Genomic DNA, 17098 nt, shown 5'->3' on the forward strand with positions numbered 1-17098 from the left:
TCAATGCTCTGCCAGAACAAATCAAGATTTATAGTGAGCACATTTTTTGGCTCATAAAATGCAGCGATCAATTAATTACTCGATAGGCATCCTGAGAATGCCTATGAGATAATCGTGATTACTCAAGATTCCGGTTGAGCTTTGCCCTTAAAGACAGTCCGGATCAGGACATACATAAATGGAATAAAAATCAGTACCAAGATCGTGGCAAAAATTACCCCACCTAAGACACTCACTCCAATTTCTTGACGACTGACCGCTCCCGCACCAAAGGCAAATACCAATGGAATCACACCTGCACCAAAAGCCAATGAAGTCATTAGAATCGGGCGTAAACGCAGACTCGCCCCTTCCAAAGCCGCTTCAATCACACTGCGTCCTTGCGTCTGGGCAAGTGAGGCAAACTCCACGATTAAAATGGCATTTTTACATGACAAGCCAATGGTAGTCAGTAACGCAATCTGGAAATAGATATCGTTAGGAAATCCAGCAAAATAACTGAACAGGATATTGCCACCAACACCCAAAGGAATGGCACTCAATACAGCAGTAGGAATCGACCAGCTTTCATATAAAGCCGCCAAACACAGGAAAATGAAGCCAATTGAAATCAGATAAAGCAATAGTGCCTGATTACTTGATTTCCGTTCTTCGAAAGACACACCGCTCCAGGCTAAATCAATTCCGGAAACTTTGCTGACCAGCTGATCAATATCCTGCATCGCTTCCCCAGAACTTGCCTTGGAGCTTTTTTCGGCTTCTAGTTCGATGGCAGTATAACCATTAAACCTGTTGACAATTTCCGGTGCACCCGACCACTGAACTTGAGAAAAATTGGTGAATGGCACCATTTCATTATTGCTATTTCTGACCGACCAATATTGCAAATCTTCCGGTTTAGCACGATAAGCCGCATCACTTTGCATAATGACTCTTTTAATCCGTCCTCGATCAATAAAGTCATTAATGTACTTGCCCCCCAAAGCTGCGGACAGCGTACTGTTAATATCAGTTGGAGTTAAACCTGAAGCCATTGCAGCTCTTTGATCAATCGTCACTTTAAGATTGGCTTTTTCAGGTGCGGTTCGTTTATCCATGTTTTCAAATGATGAATACTGTTTCGAATCTTCTTTAAGCTGGTTAAATTTTTGCGTTAAAACTTTGCGCCCCTGACCATCAATATCGCGAACCCAAAGGTTTAAGCCACTGGTATCCCCCAGACCATTGACCACCGGTGGCATAGAAACAGTTATGCGTGCATTCTGGTTTTTACGGAAAAACTGGGTCGCACGCTCCTTGATAGCATCGGCAGTATTTTCTTTGCCAGAACGTTCATCCCAGGGTTTTAATTTAATAAAACCCTGTGCCAAATGCTGCCCAGTTCCGGTACGGTTTCGACCATAACGCAGCATCACCAAATCCACATTGTCTTTTTCATTTTCCAGAAAATAACGACGAACCGTTTCCCCCATTTCAATGGTTTTGGTCATCGGGGCATTGTCTTGTAAAGTCACTTGCAGGCTGAGTGAACCCTGATCTTCATTGGGTAAATAGCTGGTGGGCAATGCACGGTAAAACAAGGCAAAAACACTGACTAAAGCCAAAGCCACGACCAAAGTAATCAGGCGGTTTTGAATGGTGAAAGAAGACAGTTTAAGATATTTTCTTTTTACCTGATTAAGCACATTGTTAAACCGATTTGCCCAGCCATAAGGTTTTTCTATCGGTTTTAACACCAATGCACACAATGCAGGAGTCAGAATTAAAGCAACTGCCAGAGAGATAGTCATCGCCGTAACTAAAGTCATGGAGAACTGACGGTAAATCACCCCTGCAGAACCACCAAAAAATGCCATGGGAATAAATACTGCAGTCAGCACCAGGGTAATCCCGATCAATGCGCCACTGATTTCTTGCATGGACTGGATCGATGCCTGCTTGGCGTTTAAACCTTGTTCATGCATCAGCCGTTCAACGTTTTCGACTACTACAATCGCATCATCCACCAGCAGACCAATTGCAAGCACCAAGGCAAACAGGGTTAAGGTATTGATACTCAAACCCAGCACATATAACACTGCCATAGTACCCAGAATCACCACCGGTACAGTAATCGCAGGAATAAGGGTCGCACGCCAGTTTTGCAGGAAAATAAACATCACCACAATCACCAGCAAAATGGCTTCAAATAAGGTTTTTACCACCTCATGAATCGATTGCTGAACAAAAGGTGTGTTGTCATTTGGATAGACCAGCTTATAACCTTTGGGCAATGTTTTGGAAATATGCTCGACCGTTTCATTAATCAGTTTTGAGGTTTGAATGGCATTGGCACCGGATGCCAGGGAAACTGCCATACCGGCTGATGGATAGCCATTGGTCGTATTATAGGATTGGTAATTCTCCGCCCCAATTTCTACACGGGCAACATCCTTTAAATAGACATATTCGCCGGATTGGCTAGACTTGAGAATAATATTGTTAAATTCATCAACCGTTTTTAAACGTGTGCCTGATGTGACTTTGGCATTTAAGTATTGTTCTTCTAATACCGGTAACTCGCCAACTCCACCCGCTGCAACCTGGGTATTTTGTGCTTCTACGGCTTTCTGAATATCGCTGGGAATTAACTTGTATTGTTTGAGTTTATTTGGATCCAGCCAGATTCGCATGGCAAACTGCGAACCAAATACATCAACTTCACCCACACCATCTACACGGGCAATTTCCGCCTCTAAATAACTTAACAAATAATCGGATAATTCAATATTGCTGCTTTTTCTGGTTTCATCATATAGCCCAATCACCATGTGAGTATCACCCAGAGATTTGAATACATTCACCCCTTGGCGCTGTACATCTTCAGGTAATCGGCTCACGACGCTATTGATGGCATTTTGTACTTGAACTTGGGCAGTATCCGGGTCGGTGCCATTTTCAAAGCTGATATTAATCCGGCTACGACCGGTAGAGTCACTGCTGGAACTAAAATAAAGTAAATGGTCCAAGCCTTTAATTTGCTGTTCTAAAATTTGGGTGACACTTTCTTCAACGGTCTCGGCATCCGCACCAGAATAAGTGGCGCTAATCGCAATTCTGGGTGGAGCAATATCTGGATAACGCTCTACCGGTAAATTAATGACTGCAAAAAGTCCCAGTGCCATGACAACAATGGCCAATACACCAGCAAAAATAGGTCGTTGAATAAAATATTTCGACAGCATATGACGTAATCGCAGTATAAGTAGGTGGTAGAACTGGGCAATAAAAACTGGTTCTAAAATAGCAAATTAAAGCTGCTATACAGTAACTAAAAGTTAAAAACACAATATCATGGATATGAAATCTTATTTTTCTCCATAAATAAGGGGAAACTATGAAGATATACCGCTTAATCAACCGCTAAGCGTATGCTTCATCTTTACCATTAGACTGTGAATAGATTATTTTACAAAGTAATTTCATTAAAAAGAAAAGACTGGGCTTGGAATAGGGCAATTTTATTTAACTAAAATTCAGCAACCCCCTTATTTCTACCTACAAGCTCAATATCGGAATTTTTTAATATCCATGCTAATTAAAAAGTATCACCAATCATCGTTCTGTCATTGTTAAATCTTTTTATGCTTCATTTTTTGTAATATAAAAATATAACTTTCCAGTTTTTTAGAATTAAGCCATATTTAAGCCTTATGATCTATCTTGCCTAAAATTTAGCAAAAAAAATTAAGCCATGAATCAATCTTCTCCATACAAAGGCAAAACCGGTTTTAAGCGTGTGATTAATGCCACTCATTATTCCATTGCAGGTTTTAAAACTGCATTTATCAATGAAGCCGCCTTTCGACAAATTTTATTTTTAAATTTGATTCTGATTCCCATCAGTTTTTTTCTGAATGTATCACGCGCAGAACAAGCAGTGATGATTGCTGTGTGTTTATTGGCACTGATTGTTGAATTATTTAATTCAGCGATTGAAGCTGTAGTAGACCGTATTTCTTTGGAAAGACATGAGCTTTCAAAAAATGCCAAAGATATGGGCAGTGCTGCACAATTTGTTGCACTGGCGATTATTTTCTTTACATGGCTGATTATTTTAATTCCATAATTGAATGATACAAAAATAAAAATCCTACTGCTTTTCCTTCAATTAAAAGCAATAAAAAAACCCTACTTTCGCAGGGTTTTTTTTGAATCACTCGGGAGGATTAACCACCGAATTGGTTCATTGTGTTTTTAGAGTCATCACCAGCTTTAAGCGCGTTATCACCAGCGAAGATTTCTTTGTGATCATCACCGATGTCAGAACCAGCCATTGCTTGGTGTTTAACACATGCGATTGAACCGCGGATTTCTTTACGTTGTACGCCAGCAACATAAGCAAGCATACCTTCTTCACCGAAGTAACCTTTAGCAAGCTCATGAGTAGAAAGAGCTGCAGTGTGGTAAGTCGGAAGTGTGATCAAGTGATGGAACACACCCGCTTCACGAGAAGCATCCGCTTGGAATGTACGAACTTTTTCGTCAGCGTCAGCAGCCAATTCAGTTTCGTCATACTCAGCGCTCATTAACTTAGCACGGTCGTAAGCAGAAACGTCTTTACCTTCAGCAACATAACGGTCATAAGTTTGTTGACGGAAGTTTAAAGTCCAGTTGAATGATGGGCTGTTATTGTAAACAAGCTTAGCATTTGGAACTGTTTCACGTACACGGTTAACCATGTGAGCGATTTCGTCAACGTTTGGAGTCGCAGTTTCAATCCAAAGTAAGTCAGCACCGTTTTGAAGGCTAGATACACAGTCAAGTACAACACGATCAATTTGAGTGTCAGCACGGAACTGGTAAAGGCCAGAAGGTAAACGTTTAGGACGGTGTAATTTGCCGTTACGTTTGATTAGGATTTCGTCTTCTTGCGCTTCAGAAATATCAATTTCAGAAGTTTCTAAGTAGCTGATGTACTGAGAAGCGATGTCGCCTGGCTCTTTAACCACTGGGATTTTTTGAGTCAAGTCAGCGCCTTCAGAGTCAGTACGCGCAACGATGATACCGTCATCAAGACCCATTTCCAAGAATGCATAACGAAGTGCATGAATCTTAGCGATGAAGTCTTCGTGTGGAACTGTTACTTTACCAGCTTGGTGACCACATTGTTTAGCATCAGATACTTGGTTTTCGATTTGAAGTGCACAAGCACCCGCTTCGATCATTTTTTTAGCAAGTAAGTAAGTCGCTTCTTCGTTACCGAAACCAGCATCGATGTCCGCAATAATTGGAACAACATGAGTTTGGAAACCATCGATTTGAGCAGTGATTTCAGCAGCTTTAGCTGTATCGCCCGCTTCGTTTGCTTTTTTAAGCGCACGGAACAAGTCGTTTAATTCTTTTGCATCTGCTTGACGAAGGAAAGTGTAGATTTCAGCAATCAAAGCAGGTACTGAAGTTTTTTCGTGCATAGACTGGTCAGGAAGTGGACCGAATTCTGAACGAAGTGCAGCAACCATCCAACCAGATAAGTAGATGTAGCGTTTATCAGTAGTACCGAAATATTTTTTGTTCGCAATCATTTTTTGTTGTGCGATGAAACCGTGCCAGCAACCCAAAGATTGAGTGTATTTGCTAGAATCAGCATCATATTCAGCCATATCACGACGCATAATAGCAGCTGTATATTTAGCAATATCAAGACCAGTTTTGAATTGGTTTTGCATTTGCATACGCGCAGCATCTTCTGGGCTGATATCGCGCCATGTGCTTCCGAATTTTGCTTTTAATTCACGGATTGCATCTACCGCTGTTTGGTATGTAGTCATGATATTTTCCTGTGTATAATTTTAGGATTTCATCAATCAAAGGACTAAATCTGCAAGATATTGATTTGTTCAGATTTAGAGCGCTTCGTTGCTATGGACACAGCTTAGATGCAGTCAAATAATTAATCCAATAGTCTGCAAGAATCTTCAGTATTTATTTAAAAAATATGTAGATTAAAGTCTAATTATAATTGTCACTAAATTCTATAAGTTACTAATTTTTAAAATTATATTTAAAATAGAAAAAGTCTTTTTTTGTATAACAAATAATCAATATGCTGTTTTATTCTTCATTAGACCTAAGTATAGGGTTTAATAAAAAAGAGCAGTATTCTCGTTTTTATCTCATCTCTCTTATTTTATCGTCATTATTTTAAAAATATAATTGCATTTTATTTCATCAAATAAAGTGCCCTTATCTTTTTCTGCATTCAAAACCTTCGCTGTAAAAAGACCGATCTGCTTTTCCCCGATAAATTTATGAAATACAAATTTTCATTTAAAATCCCATTCTATTTAAGGAAATTCAATCCAATTAAAACCTGTCAATTTGATGCAATTGCATGAGCCGCAATTCGAGCTTTTAAATTCAGTATTGCAGAGATACAAATCATCAAACTCATATTTCAATCTGCTTAAAACTCAATTGATAATCACCGAGAATTCACAGCTTATAAGAATAGCCAATATCGTAACAAAACCCCTTTTAGGCCGGCTTTTTTTTCATCATATTTCCTACACAAGCCTTACTGCTTATGGCATAATTGACATAATTTCATGGTTTTATTATGGGTATTTTTTATATGAATCTGGAGCGGGTCGATCTCAATCTATTAATTTACCTTGATGTTCTTTTACGTGAAAAAAATGTTACCCGCGCAGCAGAACAATTGGGTGTTACCCAACCCGCTATGAGTAATATTTTACGTCGTCTACGTAATTTATTTAATGATCCGCTTTTAATCCGTTCTTCTGAAGGCATGACACCGACAGAACGTGCTTTAGAATTACAACCTCGTATTCGTGATGCGCTTTCTGACTTGTCGATGATTTTGGAACCTCGTACAGAATTCCGCCCTTATACCTCGAATCGCGTTTTCCGCATCATGACCTCTGACTATGCCGAAGCGACTTTAGTCCCTCGTCTGGTTAAAGCATTGCGTTCAGAAGCTCCGAATGTCGTTCTCGACTTTTTAACCCCAAGTGACGTGTCTTACCGTGATATGGAACAGGGTAAAGTTGATTTAGCCATTAACCGATTCAATGAAATTCCACAAAGTTTCCATCAGGTCTTGGTTTGGCGTGACAGTTTTTCGTGTTTGCTCAACAACAAACACCCTGCTAGCGCAAACTTAAATCTTAAAAGCTATTTAGATGCACAACATATCTGGGTGTCTAAAACCGGTATGGGTGTTGGCTTTGGTGTCAATCCTGATAAACAGGCCGGTCTTGGCTGGATTGATCAAGCTTTAGAACGTATTGGTCAAAAACGTAAGATTTCTGTTTTTACCCGTCATTATCAAATGCCTGCGCTTTTGGCATCCAATGTTGATTTGATTGCAACGCTGCCAAGTCGTATTGCAAAACTACAATCCAACAATCCAAACCTGCTGATTAAAGACCCACCATTTTATATTCCAGAATTTGAATTGAAAATGGCATGGTGCCCGTTATTGCATCATCATCCTGCACACCGCTGGTTACGTCAGCTGATTCTGTATGTAGCCCGTCAAATGATTGAAGAAGAAAATCGTGAATTTCTAATGAATAACTCACAATTTTCTCACTATTAATCGTAAAAATTCTTAAATTCTTCTTTTTTAAGATTATACTGTGCTAATCAAGGTAGTAATTTCCTTACTACCTCTAGTCTTTTTGTGTTAAAAATACTCCATAATAATGATGATCTACAGGTGGATTCGTGAGCCTTTTCCAGAATATCCTCATCATCGCGATACTGATTGCCGGAGCCGGTTTTCTCTCTTTAACCGAGATTGCCCTTGCCGGTGCACGTAAGGTCAAACTTAAAATTCTTGCAGAAGCTGGCGAGGAACGCGCCCAAAAAGTTTTAGACTTGCAAGAACAATCCGCTGATTTCTTTGCGGCTTCGCAAATTGGCTTAAACGCGGTTGCCATTCTCGGTGGTATCTTGGGTGAAGCAGCATTTCGCCCCTATATCGTAAATTTTGTAAATCGCATTTATCAAGGTCCATGGACTGAAAACATTGGCTTTATCCTCTCCTTTAGCTTAGTTACTTCGCTGTTTATTCTTTTTGCAGACTTGATGCCAAAACGCATGGCCATGATTGCACCAGAAAAAATTGCAGTTTCTGTGATTAACCCGATTCAAGTTTTCATCAAAATTTGCAAGCCATTGGCCTGGGGCATCAATGCCATCGCGAATTTGCTGTTCCGCTTGTTTAAAATTAATACCATCCGTGATGACAATATTACCTTTGCTGATATTTCTGCAGTGATGGATGCGGGTGCACAAGCTGGCGTACTACAAAAACAAGAACACCATTTCATTGAAAATGTATTTGAACTTGAAGAACGCAATGTACCTTCAAGTATGACCACACGTGAAAACGTGGTGTTCTTTACCTTAAAAGAGTCTGAAGCCAGTATTCGCCAAAAACTGGCAGAATATCCTTATTCCAAATTTGTGGTTTGTAGTGAAAATATTGATGATGTGATTGGCTATATTGATGCCAAGGATATTTTAGTCCGCATTCTGAACAATCAGTCTTTACTTCAACTGAATGAAAATACCATTCGTAGTGTATTGACCATTCCAGATACTTTAACTTTATCTGAATTACTGGATCGCTTCCGTTCAACCAAGGAAAAATTCGCGGTTGTTATTAACGAATATGCGCTAGTGGTCGGTGTGATCACCCTATCCGACATTATGATTACCGTGATGGGCGACTGGGTGACGACGATTGAAGAGGATCAGCAAATCATCAAACGTGACAATAATTCATGGCTGATTGATGGCAGCACACCAATTGAAGACATCAAGCATGCGCTTGAAATTGATGAAATGCCGGATGATGAAAACTATGAAACCATCGCCGGTTTCATGATGTATAAATTGCGCAAGATTCCACGCCCTGCAGATGCAGTGATATTTGGTGCTTATAAATTTGAAGTGGTGGATGTCGATCATTTTAAAATTGACCAATTACTGGTAACGCGGCTACTTGAAAGACCAGCAGAAACTGAAAGTCAGGAACAAGCAGAGTAATCTGCTTTTTCTTTTTTATTGAATATAAGATCACTACTAAAAACAATAAAACTGGATAATGAGAATGAATATTTCCTTTTCAGCATTACTCGCCTGCTTAAGTTTTTATTCTGGCATTTATATGATTTACTATTTTTTTGCAAAACAACAACAGCCACTGATCATTCTCATTGCGATTGCACTGCTGATTTTCGCTTGGTGGATTACACCCAATAGCTATGAACGTGATCGGAAAAGTTATGATTCAACCCTGCGTATGGGTGAGTTTCTCTGGAATCCATTAATCACCTGGTGGAGACTTTTTATTTGGCCAATCAGTCTATTATTGGCTTGGCTTTATCCATAAAAAATCCAATGTAATATAAAAAAGCACCATTCAACAGGTGCTTTTTTTCATTTCAATGAAGAGCATTCAATGAAGATTATTTAAAGTTTTCAATCAAGTTCTCAATCACGAGAGCATAGTGAATACTAATATCTTCTTCTAAAATTTTGTATGCATTATCAAACTGAACCATTGGCCAGCCTTCTTTCCAGAAGGGGAAAATATTGTGTAGATCGCGCGTTACAATTGCGTCTTCACGCAGAATCGCTTGCGCAACTTGTGATAAAACTTGAGCTGTTTCAGCACCATCAATCGCCATGTAATCAATACCACGTACTTTTAAAATACGAATACGATCTTTTTTATATTTAATTTTTTTAGCTTGGCCGGCATTTAATCCTAATGCCAAAGTCACTGCTTCAACAAAGTTTTTTTCAAAAGTATCATGCAAAGCAACAATTGCCTGTTTATGTGCTTCTTGACGACCAGCTTTACCCCCATTAAGGATAATCTCTTTCGCTTCAGTATTTAGCACATCGTCTTTCATGGACTGTAAAATGTCTAAAATTTCGATATCGCTTAAAGATTCAGGAGATTGATCAGTCATAAACTGTCCTTGGACAAAAAATAATAAAGGTCTATTTTCGCATAATTCATCATTTAATACAGGAATAAAATCTGCTTCAGCACATTCTTCTTTCGCTACGGAGCTAAAAACAATAGTTATAAATCGCACTATTGATATAGCGACACGAAAATATCTTGAGCGACTTAAAACTTATAATTTTATCAGTACACAGCAATAGATCTATCTAAAAAGCTGAACTCGAGTTAAATAGCCAAAAGTTAACAGGAAATACTTTTTGCTCTCCATTTATAAAAGATTAGGCTACTTTTTCTCTGTCATATTCTGTTAAATCATTTATATTACATTTACTTTTTATGCCCCCTTTAATTCTTATGATCAGCAATAAACAAACCGCCCTTTTCTTAAAACAAATGCGGGAGCAACACCCGACAGCGTTTAAAAGAAATTATTTGTTTTATAGCATGATCAAAACCAAGGGTATTTTAGATGAACTTAAAGAACTGATTCCATGGGTTCTTGCAGCGATGATTTTTATCTCACTTTCGATGAGTTTGGGCCATTTTATTTCGATTCAATTCCCCCAATTTGATACTTTTCGCTCGCATGGCATTGCTGTTTTAGCCATTATGTTGCTGTTTATGCTCTACATTCCATTCGTCATCAAGCAAATCAAACATAGTTCAACCTCGCTGTATCAACACCTGCGTCACACCCCGATTAAACTCGCTGTGCTGATTGTGCTTCAAACCATTAATATTGCTTATATTGAAAGTACTTTTTTAGAAATTATTCTGTTTTTCTTTGCCTTAAGTTTTGGTTTTGTACGCTTTTATAAGGAAAATATGTTCCGTGAAGGCACTCAAAATGAGCAATATTTTTATCTACAAGAAACACGTCGAATATGCTTTTGGTCATATAAACAAATTTTAAAAATTAAATTTAAAATTTTATTGAGTGCAAAAAATTCAAAGGCGCGTCATGCCCTTCAACGACAAGAAAAAAAGTTTATCGAGCTACATATTCAGCTGATTCGTTATGAAAATGAATTGTGTAAAGCCCATAAACATGTTGATGTCGAAACCTATTTAGATAGCTTGATGTAAATATCAAAAGCTGTGTTTCCTAATCTAGATTTCGTTTAGAAAATGATTATTCTTTGCTGTCCTCAATCAAGGGGAAAATAATGATGATTTCGAAAAATCGTAAAAATGAATTATTTTATAGCCATAAATACATGAATTGATTGAAAAGAAAGCAAACACACCGAAAGATACTTGCCAATATTTATTTCGTCCTCTATTATTGCGCACATGCCCGAGTGGTGAAATCGGTAGACACAGGGGATTTAAAATCCCCCGCCCACAAAGCGTGCCAGTTCGAGTCTGGCCTCGGGCACCATTTTAATACTTCTTAAAATGGTGCAATAAAAGACCCAGCGATAAGCTGGTTTTTTTATGCCTAAATTATTAAAATACAATCAAACCAATAAAAAGAAATAATAAAAATGAACACAAATAACTTACAACGCATGCTCTATTGCAGCCTGTTTATATTGTTCACCTCATGCTTTGCTTATGCAGCAGAGCCAGAAGTTAAAGCACCGACTCAAGTCATTTATTCTTTATTTTCTGGAACGATTACCCAAGATAAAGATCAGCTTATCTTACATCACTGCACTTTAGGCAAAGATCCATATCTGCTTGAGTTTAATCATACACAAGATGAAAAACGGATTCGCACACTCCTGCAACAAGAGCCAAATTTTTGGCTTAATTTAAGAGCAAGCGCTTACCTAAAAAATGAAAAACGTTACTTAAGTGTGGACGGAATAGCAGAGATCCATCCCAAAGAAAGTTGTCATCTATCCAAACTATTGTCTGATTTAAATAAATCTTAGAATATCAAACTAACTGATAGAGAGTGACTTACCACTCTCTATTGGATACCAATTCTTCCATTTCAATATCCATATAACCGTGATCTTGTACCACCATCATCATGGCTTCAGCAATATAATCGGCTGCAGTATCATCTAAGGATGAATCTAGATCTTCAAACTGTGGTTTCATCTTATTAATCAAAACAACGGTTTCGGCAGCAAAACGATAAATTTCCACTTCAGACAAATCAGACTTTGCTACTTTCTTCGCAAACTGTTTAATAGTCTGCTTAACTTCAGCCACCAGAATATCGGGATAATATTCGTCATCAAACATCGGGAGAAGTAAATCTTCAAACATACAAAACTCAAAAAAGACACGCATTAAAGCGAGCCTGTATAACACAAAGCAACAAAATTACCAAACCAAAGCACAAAAAATAGAGTGGTTTTTACCCGCACTCTACTTTATTCACACTTCTTGCATGCAATTAAGCTTGGCTCATTACCTGCCACACTTTAATTGTATCGCTCATCGCTTTTCTAAAATATTAACCTGCCCTATCAAAACCTAAAATGGATTATTTTCATATTTGCTCTTACTTTCTGTAGTTAGGGCATACTAAAAGATAATTAGACCTGCAACCTTTCTCACCATATAAAGTAAATAACTAATTTATTTAAAATTTTTAATTTAATGTAGGGGTTTGGTGGAGTTTTCGATACATTCGATAGCATTACTATGATTTAAATAAAAGTTACTTTATAAAATAAAAACATAATTTTTATAGGGAAATGTTATGAAAGCCATTTTAGTTACATTTCTTGGAATAACATTAACAGCATGCTCTACAACACCAACGCAAGATACTCAAAAAAATATTATTTCTGAACCCGAAGTAATAGCGGCACAACAAGCTTGGTGTAAATCATTACTTGATATCAGTTCAACCTACGATAAAAGCGGAAAACAGGCAGCAAATGATCTCGCAAGCAAGGTGATTGATACAGCATATTTTTATCAGGATGGCCCTGTTTTATTTAAACCCACATTAACAACCAATCCACAAACATTCAGAACTACAAAAGAAGGGGCTTTGTCTTATTTCGTGGGAGGAAATCCAAATTTCCCTAGTGACAAAGGGTTTGCACTCGGTGGGTGGAAAAATTGCGAAATCGATAATGCAGCTATAAATATATCGGGTAACAGTGCGACCACTTTAGGGAAAGTTCACTTCACCAATAAGAATGGTGAAGTGACGACTGTAGATAAAACCTGGAAATTTGTAAAAGATAATGCAGGTAAATTACGAATTGTTGTTCACCATTCTTCGCTTGAGAACAAAGGAAAATAATCAGCTCTTAAAGCAAAAAGCTCGATACCTTATCGAGCTTTTTCTTATTTATACAGCTAGATTATTCATTGCATTCCAAACTTTAATTGCATCCGACATCGCTTTGACATCGTGTGCACGTACCATTGAAGCGCCCTGTTGAATACTGAATAAATGAGCAGCAACAGAACCAACGGCACGATTTTGTGCATCAGCCCCACCCAGTGCCTCGCCAATAAAACGCTTCCGAGAAAGTGCAGATAAAATGGGATAGCCCATATCATTTAATTTATAAAATTCATTTAATAATTTTAAATTTTGCTGTGCATTTTTAGCAAAACCAAAACCAGGATCAATCATGATATTTTCAGGTTTTACTCCAGCCTGAATCGCATCATCGACACGCTGCTGTAGCTCTTTAATCACCTCTGTCGTTACATCATCATATTGATCTAAATTATTCATGGTCGTTGGTTCGCCACGCATATGCATGATTATGACAGGTATATTCAGTTCAGCCGCAGTTTCAAGTGCCTGCGGACGTGTTAATGCGCGAACATCATTCCAGATATGTGCACCCGCTTGGACTGCTGCCTTCATCACTTCTGGTTGTGAAGTATCAATTGAAATAATCACATCATGCTTTGATAATTCTTCTACTACAGGCACTACACGGCGTATTTCTTCATCCACTTCTACCGCAGATGCCCCTGGACGTGTGGATTCACCACCTACATCAATCACAGTCGCTCCATCAGCCATCATTTGCAGTGCATAGGTTATGGCTTGGTCTTTTGCATTATGCTTTCCACCATCACTAAAAGAGTCTGGAGTGACATTCAATATACCCATGACATGCGGTTGAGATAAATCCAGACTTAGTCGTCCACATTGTAATACTCGTTTTGGTAATGGCATCAACCGCATAACAACTCTCCTTAAATATCTAACTTATAGTGTATCAAGAGTTGCTTTTATTCTTACTGAAATCTTTTCAAACTCTAAACTTTCAAGCATAAAAAAGAGCCTCAATTGAGACTCTTTTTTCACACCAAACCTAAACGATTAGCTTGCAGGTAATGGTGGAGGTGTTGCTGGACCATCAGTAGGTGTTACATCAATCACTGGATTTTCAGCAATATACACCTTAGGTGGTTGAGGTTCACGACCTTCCATGATGTCACGGATTTGGTCACGATCAATAGTTTCCCATTCCATCAACGCTTTCACCATCGCATGAGCAACATCTTTCTTACTTTCCAATATATCGCGTGCAATTTTATACTGTTCATCTAGAATTCGACGAATTTCACGATCTACTTCTAGTTGCGTAGTTTCAGAAATACTGCGACTACCAATACTGCCCATGAAAGATTGCTGTGCATCCTCTTCATAGACCATTACGCCCATTTTGTCAGACATGCCGTATTTGGTTACCATTGCACGTGCCATTTTGGTTGCACGTTCAAAATCGTTTGATGCGCCTGTAGACATTTGATTAATGAATACTTCTTCAGCAATACGACCACCAAACAAAATTGAAATTTCATTCAACATTTTGTCTTTATAATGGCTAGTTTGGTCAAACTCAGGTAACTGCCAAGTTACACCCAAAGCCCAACCACGCGGCATAATCGTTACTTTATGCACAGGGTCTGTACCTGGTAAACTTTCAGCAACAATCGCATGACCTGCTTCATGGTAAGCCGTTGCTCTACGCTCTTCATCACGCAGCACCATCGATTTACGTTCAGGCCCCATATACAACTTATCTTTTGCATCTTCGAAGTCATGCATATCGACTGTGTTCTTGTTACGACGTGCAGCAAAAAGTGCCGCTTCGTTTACAAGATTCGCCAATTGTGCACCTGAGAAGCCAGGCGTACCACGTGCAAGAACTTTTACATCTACACCTGTGACTGAAGGCAATTTTTTCATGTGAACATTCAGAATTTGTTCACGACCTTTAATGTCAGGAAGACCCACCATCACTTGACGGTCAAAACGACCCGGACGAAGTAAGGCTTTATCCAGTACATCTGCACGGTTGGTTGCAGCGATAACGATAATACCTTCGTTACCTTCAAAACCATCCATTTCTACCAGCATCTGGTTCAGTGTTTGTTCACGCTCATCGTGACCACCACCAGTACCTGAACCACGGTGACGACCAACTGCATCAATCTCATCAATAAAGATGATACATGGTGCATGGCGTTTTGCTTGTTCAAACATGTCACGGACACGAGACGCACCCACACCCACGAACATTTCAACAAAGTCAGAACCGGAAATACTGAAGAACGGAACTTTTGCTTCACCAGCAATAGCTTTCGCAATTAAAGTTTTACCCGTACCTGGAGGACCGACCATTAGAACACCACGAGGAATACTTGCACCGAGACGTTTAAATTTGGTTGGATCTTTCAGGAAATCGACAATTTCCACAACTTCTTGCTTAGCTTCATCACAACCAGCAACATCGGAAAAAGTGACTTTAATTTGGTCTTCAGAAAGCATTTTTGCTTTTGACTTACCAAAACTCATTGGGCCACTTTTACCACCTGCACCACCACCCATGTTTCGCATAAAGAACATGAATAACAAAATGATCAAAAGTACAGGGAAGCTGGCAATAAGAAGTTGCATCAACAAGCCTTGACGCGCAGGAGCAGTACCCTCTACGACAACACCATGTTTAATGAGGCTTGGCATAAGTTCAGGGTCTTGAATCGCAGGACGAATACTCTCAAACTCTGAACCGTTTGTTTTTTCACCACGAATTCTTTCACCATCAATTGTGACTTGCTTAATTTGACCAGCATTCACCGCTGAAACAAACTCTGAATAATTCATTGCAGTCGGTTGATTGCGGTCACTGATGTTGCTGAAAATCAGAATCAGCACACCCAGTATAACCAGCCACAATACGGCATTCTTGAAGAGATCGCTCAAAGCTTTATTCCCATATCAATCTAATTTGATCATGCCCAAAACGGGTGACCTTAATTTAAGCTGAAGATCAGCTTTGCAATATTTTAAAAATGTACAAAATGCACAATTTTTAACGTCTTGGCAAGTAAACTTTATTTAGAAGCCTTCTTGCGCCCTTGTCCGATCAAAAATACTTCTTTAGAACGGGCACGTGAAGCAGCAGGTTTTGCTGTCTTTAATACATCAAAGCTATCTACGACTTGTTTACGGAATTCATCAAATCCTGTGCCTTGGAAAACCTTGACTACAAACTGCCCTTTAGGTCCTAAAACCTTGGTGGCGAAATCTAAAGCAAGTTCACACAAGTAAATTTGACGCGGTTGATCTACAGCCTTGTTACCTGATGTATTGGGGGCCATATCTGAAATTACAACGTCTACGGTCCGTCCGTTTAAAAGATTTAACAATTTTTCAAAAACTTCTTCTTCTCGAAAGTCACCTTGTAAAAAGGTGACATCAGGCAATGCATCCATTTCCAAGATATCTGAAGCAATCAGCAAACCCTTATCGCCGACCAATTTTCCGGCAATTTGCGACCAGCTTCCTGGGGCAGCACCCAGATCGACCACGGTCATACCTGGCTTAATAATTTTATATTTTTCTTGCATTTCAAGAAGCTTATAAGCAGCACGCGCACGATAGCCTTCCTTCTGTGCTTTTTTCACAAACGGATCGTCTAAGTGCTCGCGCATCCAATCTCGACTGCTTTTTGATAACTTTTGGTTGGTAATGCGTGTCGCCATAACTCTCTAAATAATAAAAAACTTCTAATTCATGATTGTACGTGAAAAACACAGACCTTGCAGTATACATCTGTATCTAAATCTGATCTTTGGTATGTTTTTTTCAATAATCGAAATTGATTTTTTCAACAGAATATAAAGCGTTTAAACCCGACATTTGCTATACTAAGCCGT

Annotated in this window: 14 protein-coding genes and 1 tRNA gene; 8 read left to right on the top strand and 7 right to left on the bottom strand. The window is 38.9% G+C overall.

All coding sequences use genetic code 11. The annotated features are described in order from the left end of the window. Positions 1 to 122: 122 nt before the first annotated feature. Complete coding sequence (locus B9T23_RS07480) at positions 123 to 3224, bottom strand: multidrug efflux RND transporter permease subunit (protein ID WP_067724232.1); 3102 nt, start codon at positions 3222 to 3224, stop codon at positions 123 to 125. A 509-nt stretch (positions 3225 to 3733) separates the two neighbouring features. Here B9T23_RS07480 and B9T23_RS07485 point away from each other — a divergent pair. Further along, positions 3734 to 4108, top strand: coding sequence for a diacylglycerol kinase (locus tag B9T23_RS07485; RefSeq protein WP_086193649.1), 375 nt, complete (start codon positions 3734 to 3736; stop codon positions 4106 to 4108). A gap of 100 nt (positions 4109 to 4208) precedes the next feature. Here the strand turns inward: B9T23_RS07485 and B9T23_RS07490 are convergent, their stop codons facing one another. Then, positions 4209 to 5810, bottom strand: a complete 1602-nt coding sequence (locus B9T23_RS07490; protein WP_086193650.1) for an isocitrate lyase — start codon at positions 5808 to 5810, stop codon at positions 4209 to 4211. A gap of 803 nt (positions 5811 to 6613) precedes the next feature. On the opposite strand from B9T23_RS07490, the gene B9T23_RS07495 reads away from it, so the two are divergent. The 3 genes from B9T23_RS07495 (at position 6614) to B9T23_RS07505 (ending at position 9406) form a co-directional block, all read left to right on the top strand. Continuing rightward, on the top strand, positions 6614 to 7603 hold the full coding sequence (locus B9T23_RS07495) for a LysR family transcriptional regulator (RefSeq protein ID WP_067724250.1): 990 nt from the start codon (positions 6614 to 6616) through the stop codon (positions 7601 to 7603). Positions 7604 to 7731: 128 nt separating this feature from the next. Further along, positions 7732 to 9060 carry a hemolysin family protein gene (locus B9T23_RS07500; RefSeq protein WP_086193651.1) on the top strand — a complete coding sequence of 443 codons (1329 nt, stop codon included), beginning with the start codon at positions 7732 to 7734 and terminating at the stop codon, positions 9058 to 9060. 64 nt (positions 9061 to 9124) lie between these two features. After that, complete coding sequence (locus B9T23_RS07505; protein ID WP_086193652.1) at positions 9125 to 9406, top strand: hypothetical protein; 282 nt, start codon at positions 9125 to 9127, stop codon at positions 9404 to 9406. Between the two features lie 76 nt (positions 9407 to 9482). Here the strand turns inward: B9T23_RS07505 and B9T23_RS07510 are convergent, their stop codons facing one another. Then, entirely contained in the window at positions 9483 to 9992 is a 510-nt protein-coding gene (locus B9T23_RS07510) for a hypothetical protein (RefSeq protein WP_086193739.1), read from the bottom strand. Positions 9993 to 10345: 353 nt separating this feature from the next. Here B9T23_RS07510 and B9T23_RS07515 point away from each other — a divergent pair, with 353 nt between their 5' ends. The 3 genes from B9T23_RS07515 (at position 10346) to B9T23_RS07525 (ending at position 11871) form a co-directional block, all read left to right on the top strand. Beyond that, on the top strand, positions 10346 to 11077 hold the full coding sequence (locus tag B9T23_RS07515; RefSeq protein ID WP_067724252.1) for a hypothetical protein: 732 nt from the start codon (positions 10346 to 10348) through the stop codon (positions 11075 to 11077). Between the two features lie 209 nt (positions 11078 to 11286). Then, positions 11287 to 11372: transfer RNA gene (locus B9T23_RS07520), tRNA-Leu, on the top strand. A gap of 106 nt (positions 11373 to 11478) precedes the next feature. Next, entirely contained in the window at positions 11479 to 11871 is a 393-nt protein-coding gene (locus B9T23_RS07525; protein WP_086193653.1) for a hypothetical protein, read from the top strand. 28 nt (positions 11872 to 11899) lie between these two features. Here B9T23_RS07525 and B9T23_RS07530 read toward each other — a convergent pair whose 3' ends face one another. Beyond that, a complete protein-coding gene (locus tag B9T23_RS07530; RefSeq protein WP_086193654.1) occupies positions 11900 to 12214 on the bottom strand; it encodes a DUF5713 family protein in 315 nt (104 codons plus the stop codon). 439 nt (positions 12215 to 12653) lie between these two features. On the opposite strand from B9T23_RS07530, the gene B9T23_RS07535 reads away from it, so the two are divergent. Next, positions 12654 to 13208 carry a hypothetical protein gene (locus tag B9T23_RS07535; RefSeq protein ID WP_143222511.1) on the top strand — a complete coding sequence of 185 codons (555 nt, stop codon included), beginning with the start codon at positions 12654 to 12656 and terminating at the stop codon, positions 13206 to 13208. Positions 13209 to 13256: 48 nt separating this feature from the next. On the opposite strand, the gene folP is transcribed toward B9T23_RS07535, so the two are convergent. From folP to rlmE, 3 genes are all read right to left on the bottom strand, one after another. Further along, entirely contained in the window at positions 13257 to 14114 is an 858-nt protein-coding gene (gene folP, locus B9T23_RS07540; RefSeq protein ID WP_067724240.1) for a dihydropteroate synthase, read from the bottom strand. A 138-nt stretch (positions 14115 to 14252) separates the two neighbouring features. Beyond that, complete coding sequence (ftsH, locus tag B9T23_RS07545; protein ID WP_067724241.1) at positions 14253 to 16142, bottom strand: ATP-dependent zinc metalloprotease FtsH; 1890 nt, start codon at positions 16140 to 16142, stop codon at positions 14253 to 14255. A 131-nt stretch (positions 16143 to 16273) separates the two neighbouring features. After that, positions 16274 to 16924 (bottom strand): 23S rRNA (uridine(2552)-2'-O)-methyltransferase RlmE, encoded by a 651-nt coding sequence (rlmE, locus tag B9T23_RS07550; protein ID WP_067724242.1) that lies wholly within the window; start codon positions 16922 to 16924, stop codon positions 16274 to 16276. Positions 16925 to 17098: the final 174 nt, after the last annotated feature.

Origin of the sequence: Acinetobacter terrae, assembly GCF_002135195.1 — a bacterium.
In the GTDB taxonomy this organism is placed as follows: Bacteria; Pseudomonadota; Gammaproteobacteria; order Pseudomonadales; family Moraxellaceae; genus Acinetobacter; species Acinetobacter terrae.

Excerpts from the sequence above, each read along its gene's own strand:
- folP (WP_067724240.1), bottom strand. The coding sequence starts at position 14,114 with ATGCGGTTGATGCCATTACCAAAACGAGTATTACAATGTGGACGACTA.
- B9T23_RS07505 (WP_086193652.1), top strand. The coding sequence starts at position 9,125 with ATGAATATTTCCTTTTCAGCATTACTCGCCTGCTTAAGTTTTTATTCT.
- B9T23_RS07535 (WP_143222511.1), top strand. The coding sequence starts at position 12,654 with ATGAAAGCCATTTTAGTTACATTTCTTGGAATAACATTAACAGCATGC.
- B9T23_RS07510 (WP_086193739.1), bottom strand. The coding sequence starts at position 9,992 with ATGACTGATCAATCTCCTGAATCTTTAAGCGATATCGAAATTTTAGAC.
- B9T23_RS07485 (WP_086193649.1), top strand. The coding sequence starts at position 3,734 with ATGAATCAATCTTCTCCATACAAAGGCAAAACCGGTTTTAAGCGTGTG.
- B9T23_RS07525 (WP_086193653.1), top strand. The coding sequence starts at position 11,479 with ATGAACACAAATAACTTACAACGCATGCTCTATTGCAGCCTGTTTATA.
- B9T23_RS07530 (WP_086193654.1), bottom strand. The coding sequence starts at position 12,214 with ATGTTTGAAGATTTACTTCTCCCGATGTTTGATGACGAATATTATCCC.
- B9T23_RS07515 (WP_067724252.1), top strand. The coding sequence starts at position 10,346 with ATGATCAGCAATAAACAAACCGCCCTTTTCTTAAAACAAATGCGGGAG.
- B9T23_RS07480 (WP_067724232.1), bottom strand. The coding sequence starts at position 3,224 with ATGCTGTCGAAATATTTTATTCAACGACCTATTTTTGCTGGTGTATTG.
- rlmE (WP_067724242.1), bottom strand. The coding sequence starts at position 16,924 with ATGGCGACACGCATTACCAACCAAAAGTTATCAAAAAGCAGTCGAGAT.
- B9T23_RS07490 (WP_086193650.1), bottom strand. The coding sequence starts at position 5,810 with ATGACTACATACCAAACAGCGGTAGATGCAATCCGTGAATTAAAAGCA.
- B9T23_RS07495 (WP_067724250.1), top strand. The coding sequence starts at position 6,614 with ATGAATCTGGAGCGGGTCGATCTCAATCTATTAATTTACCTTGATGTT.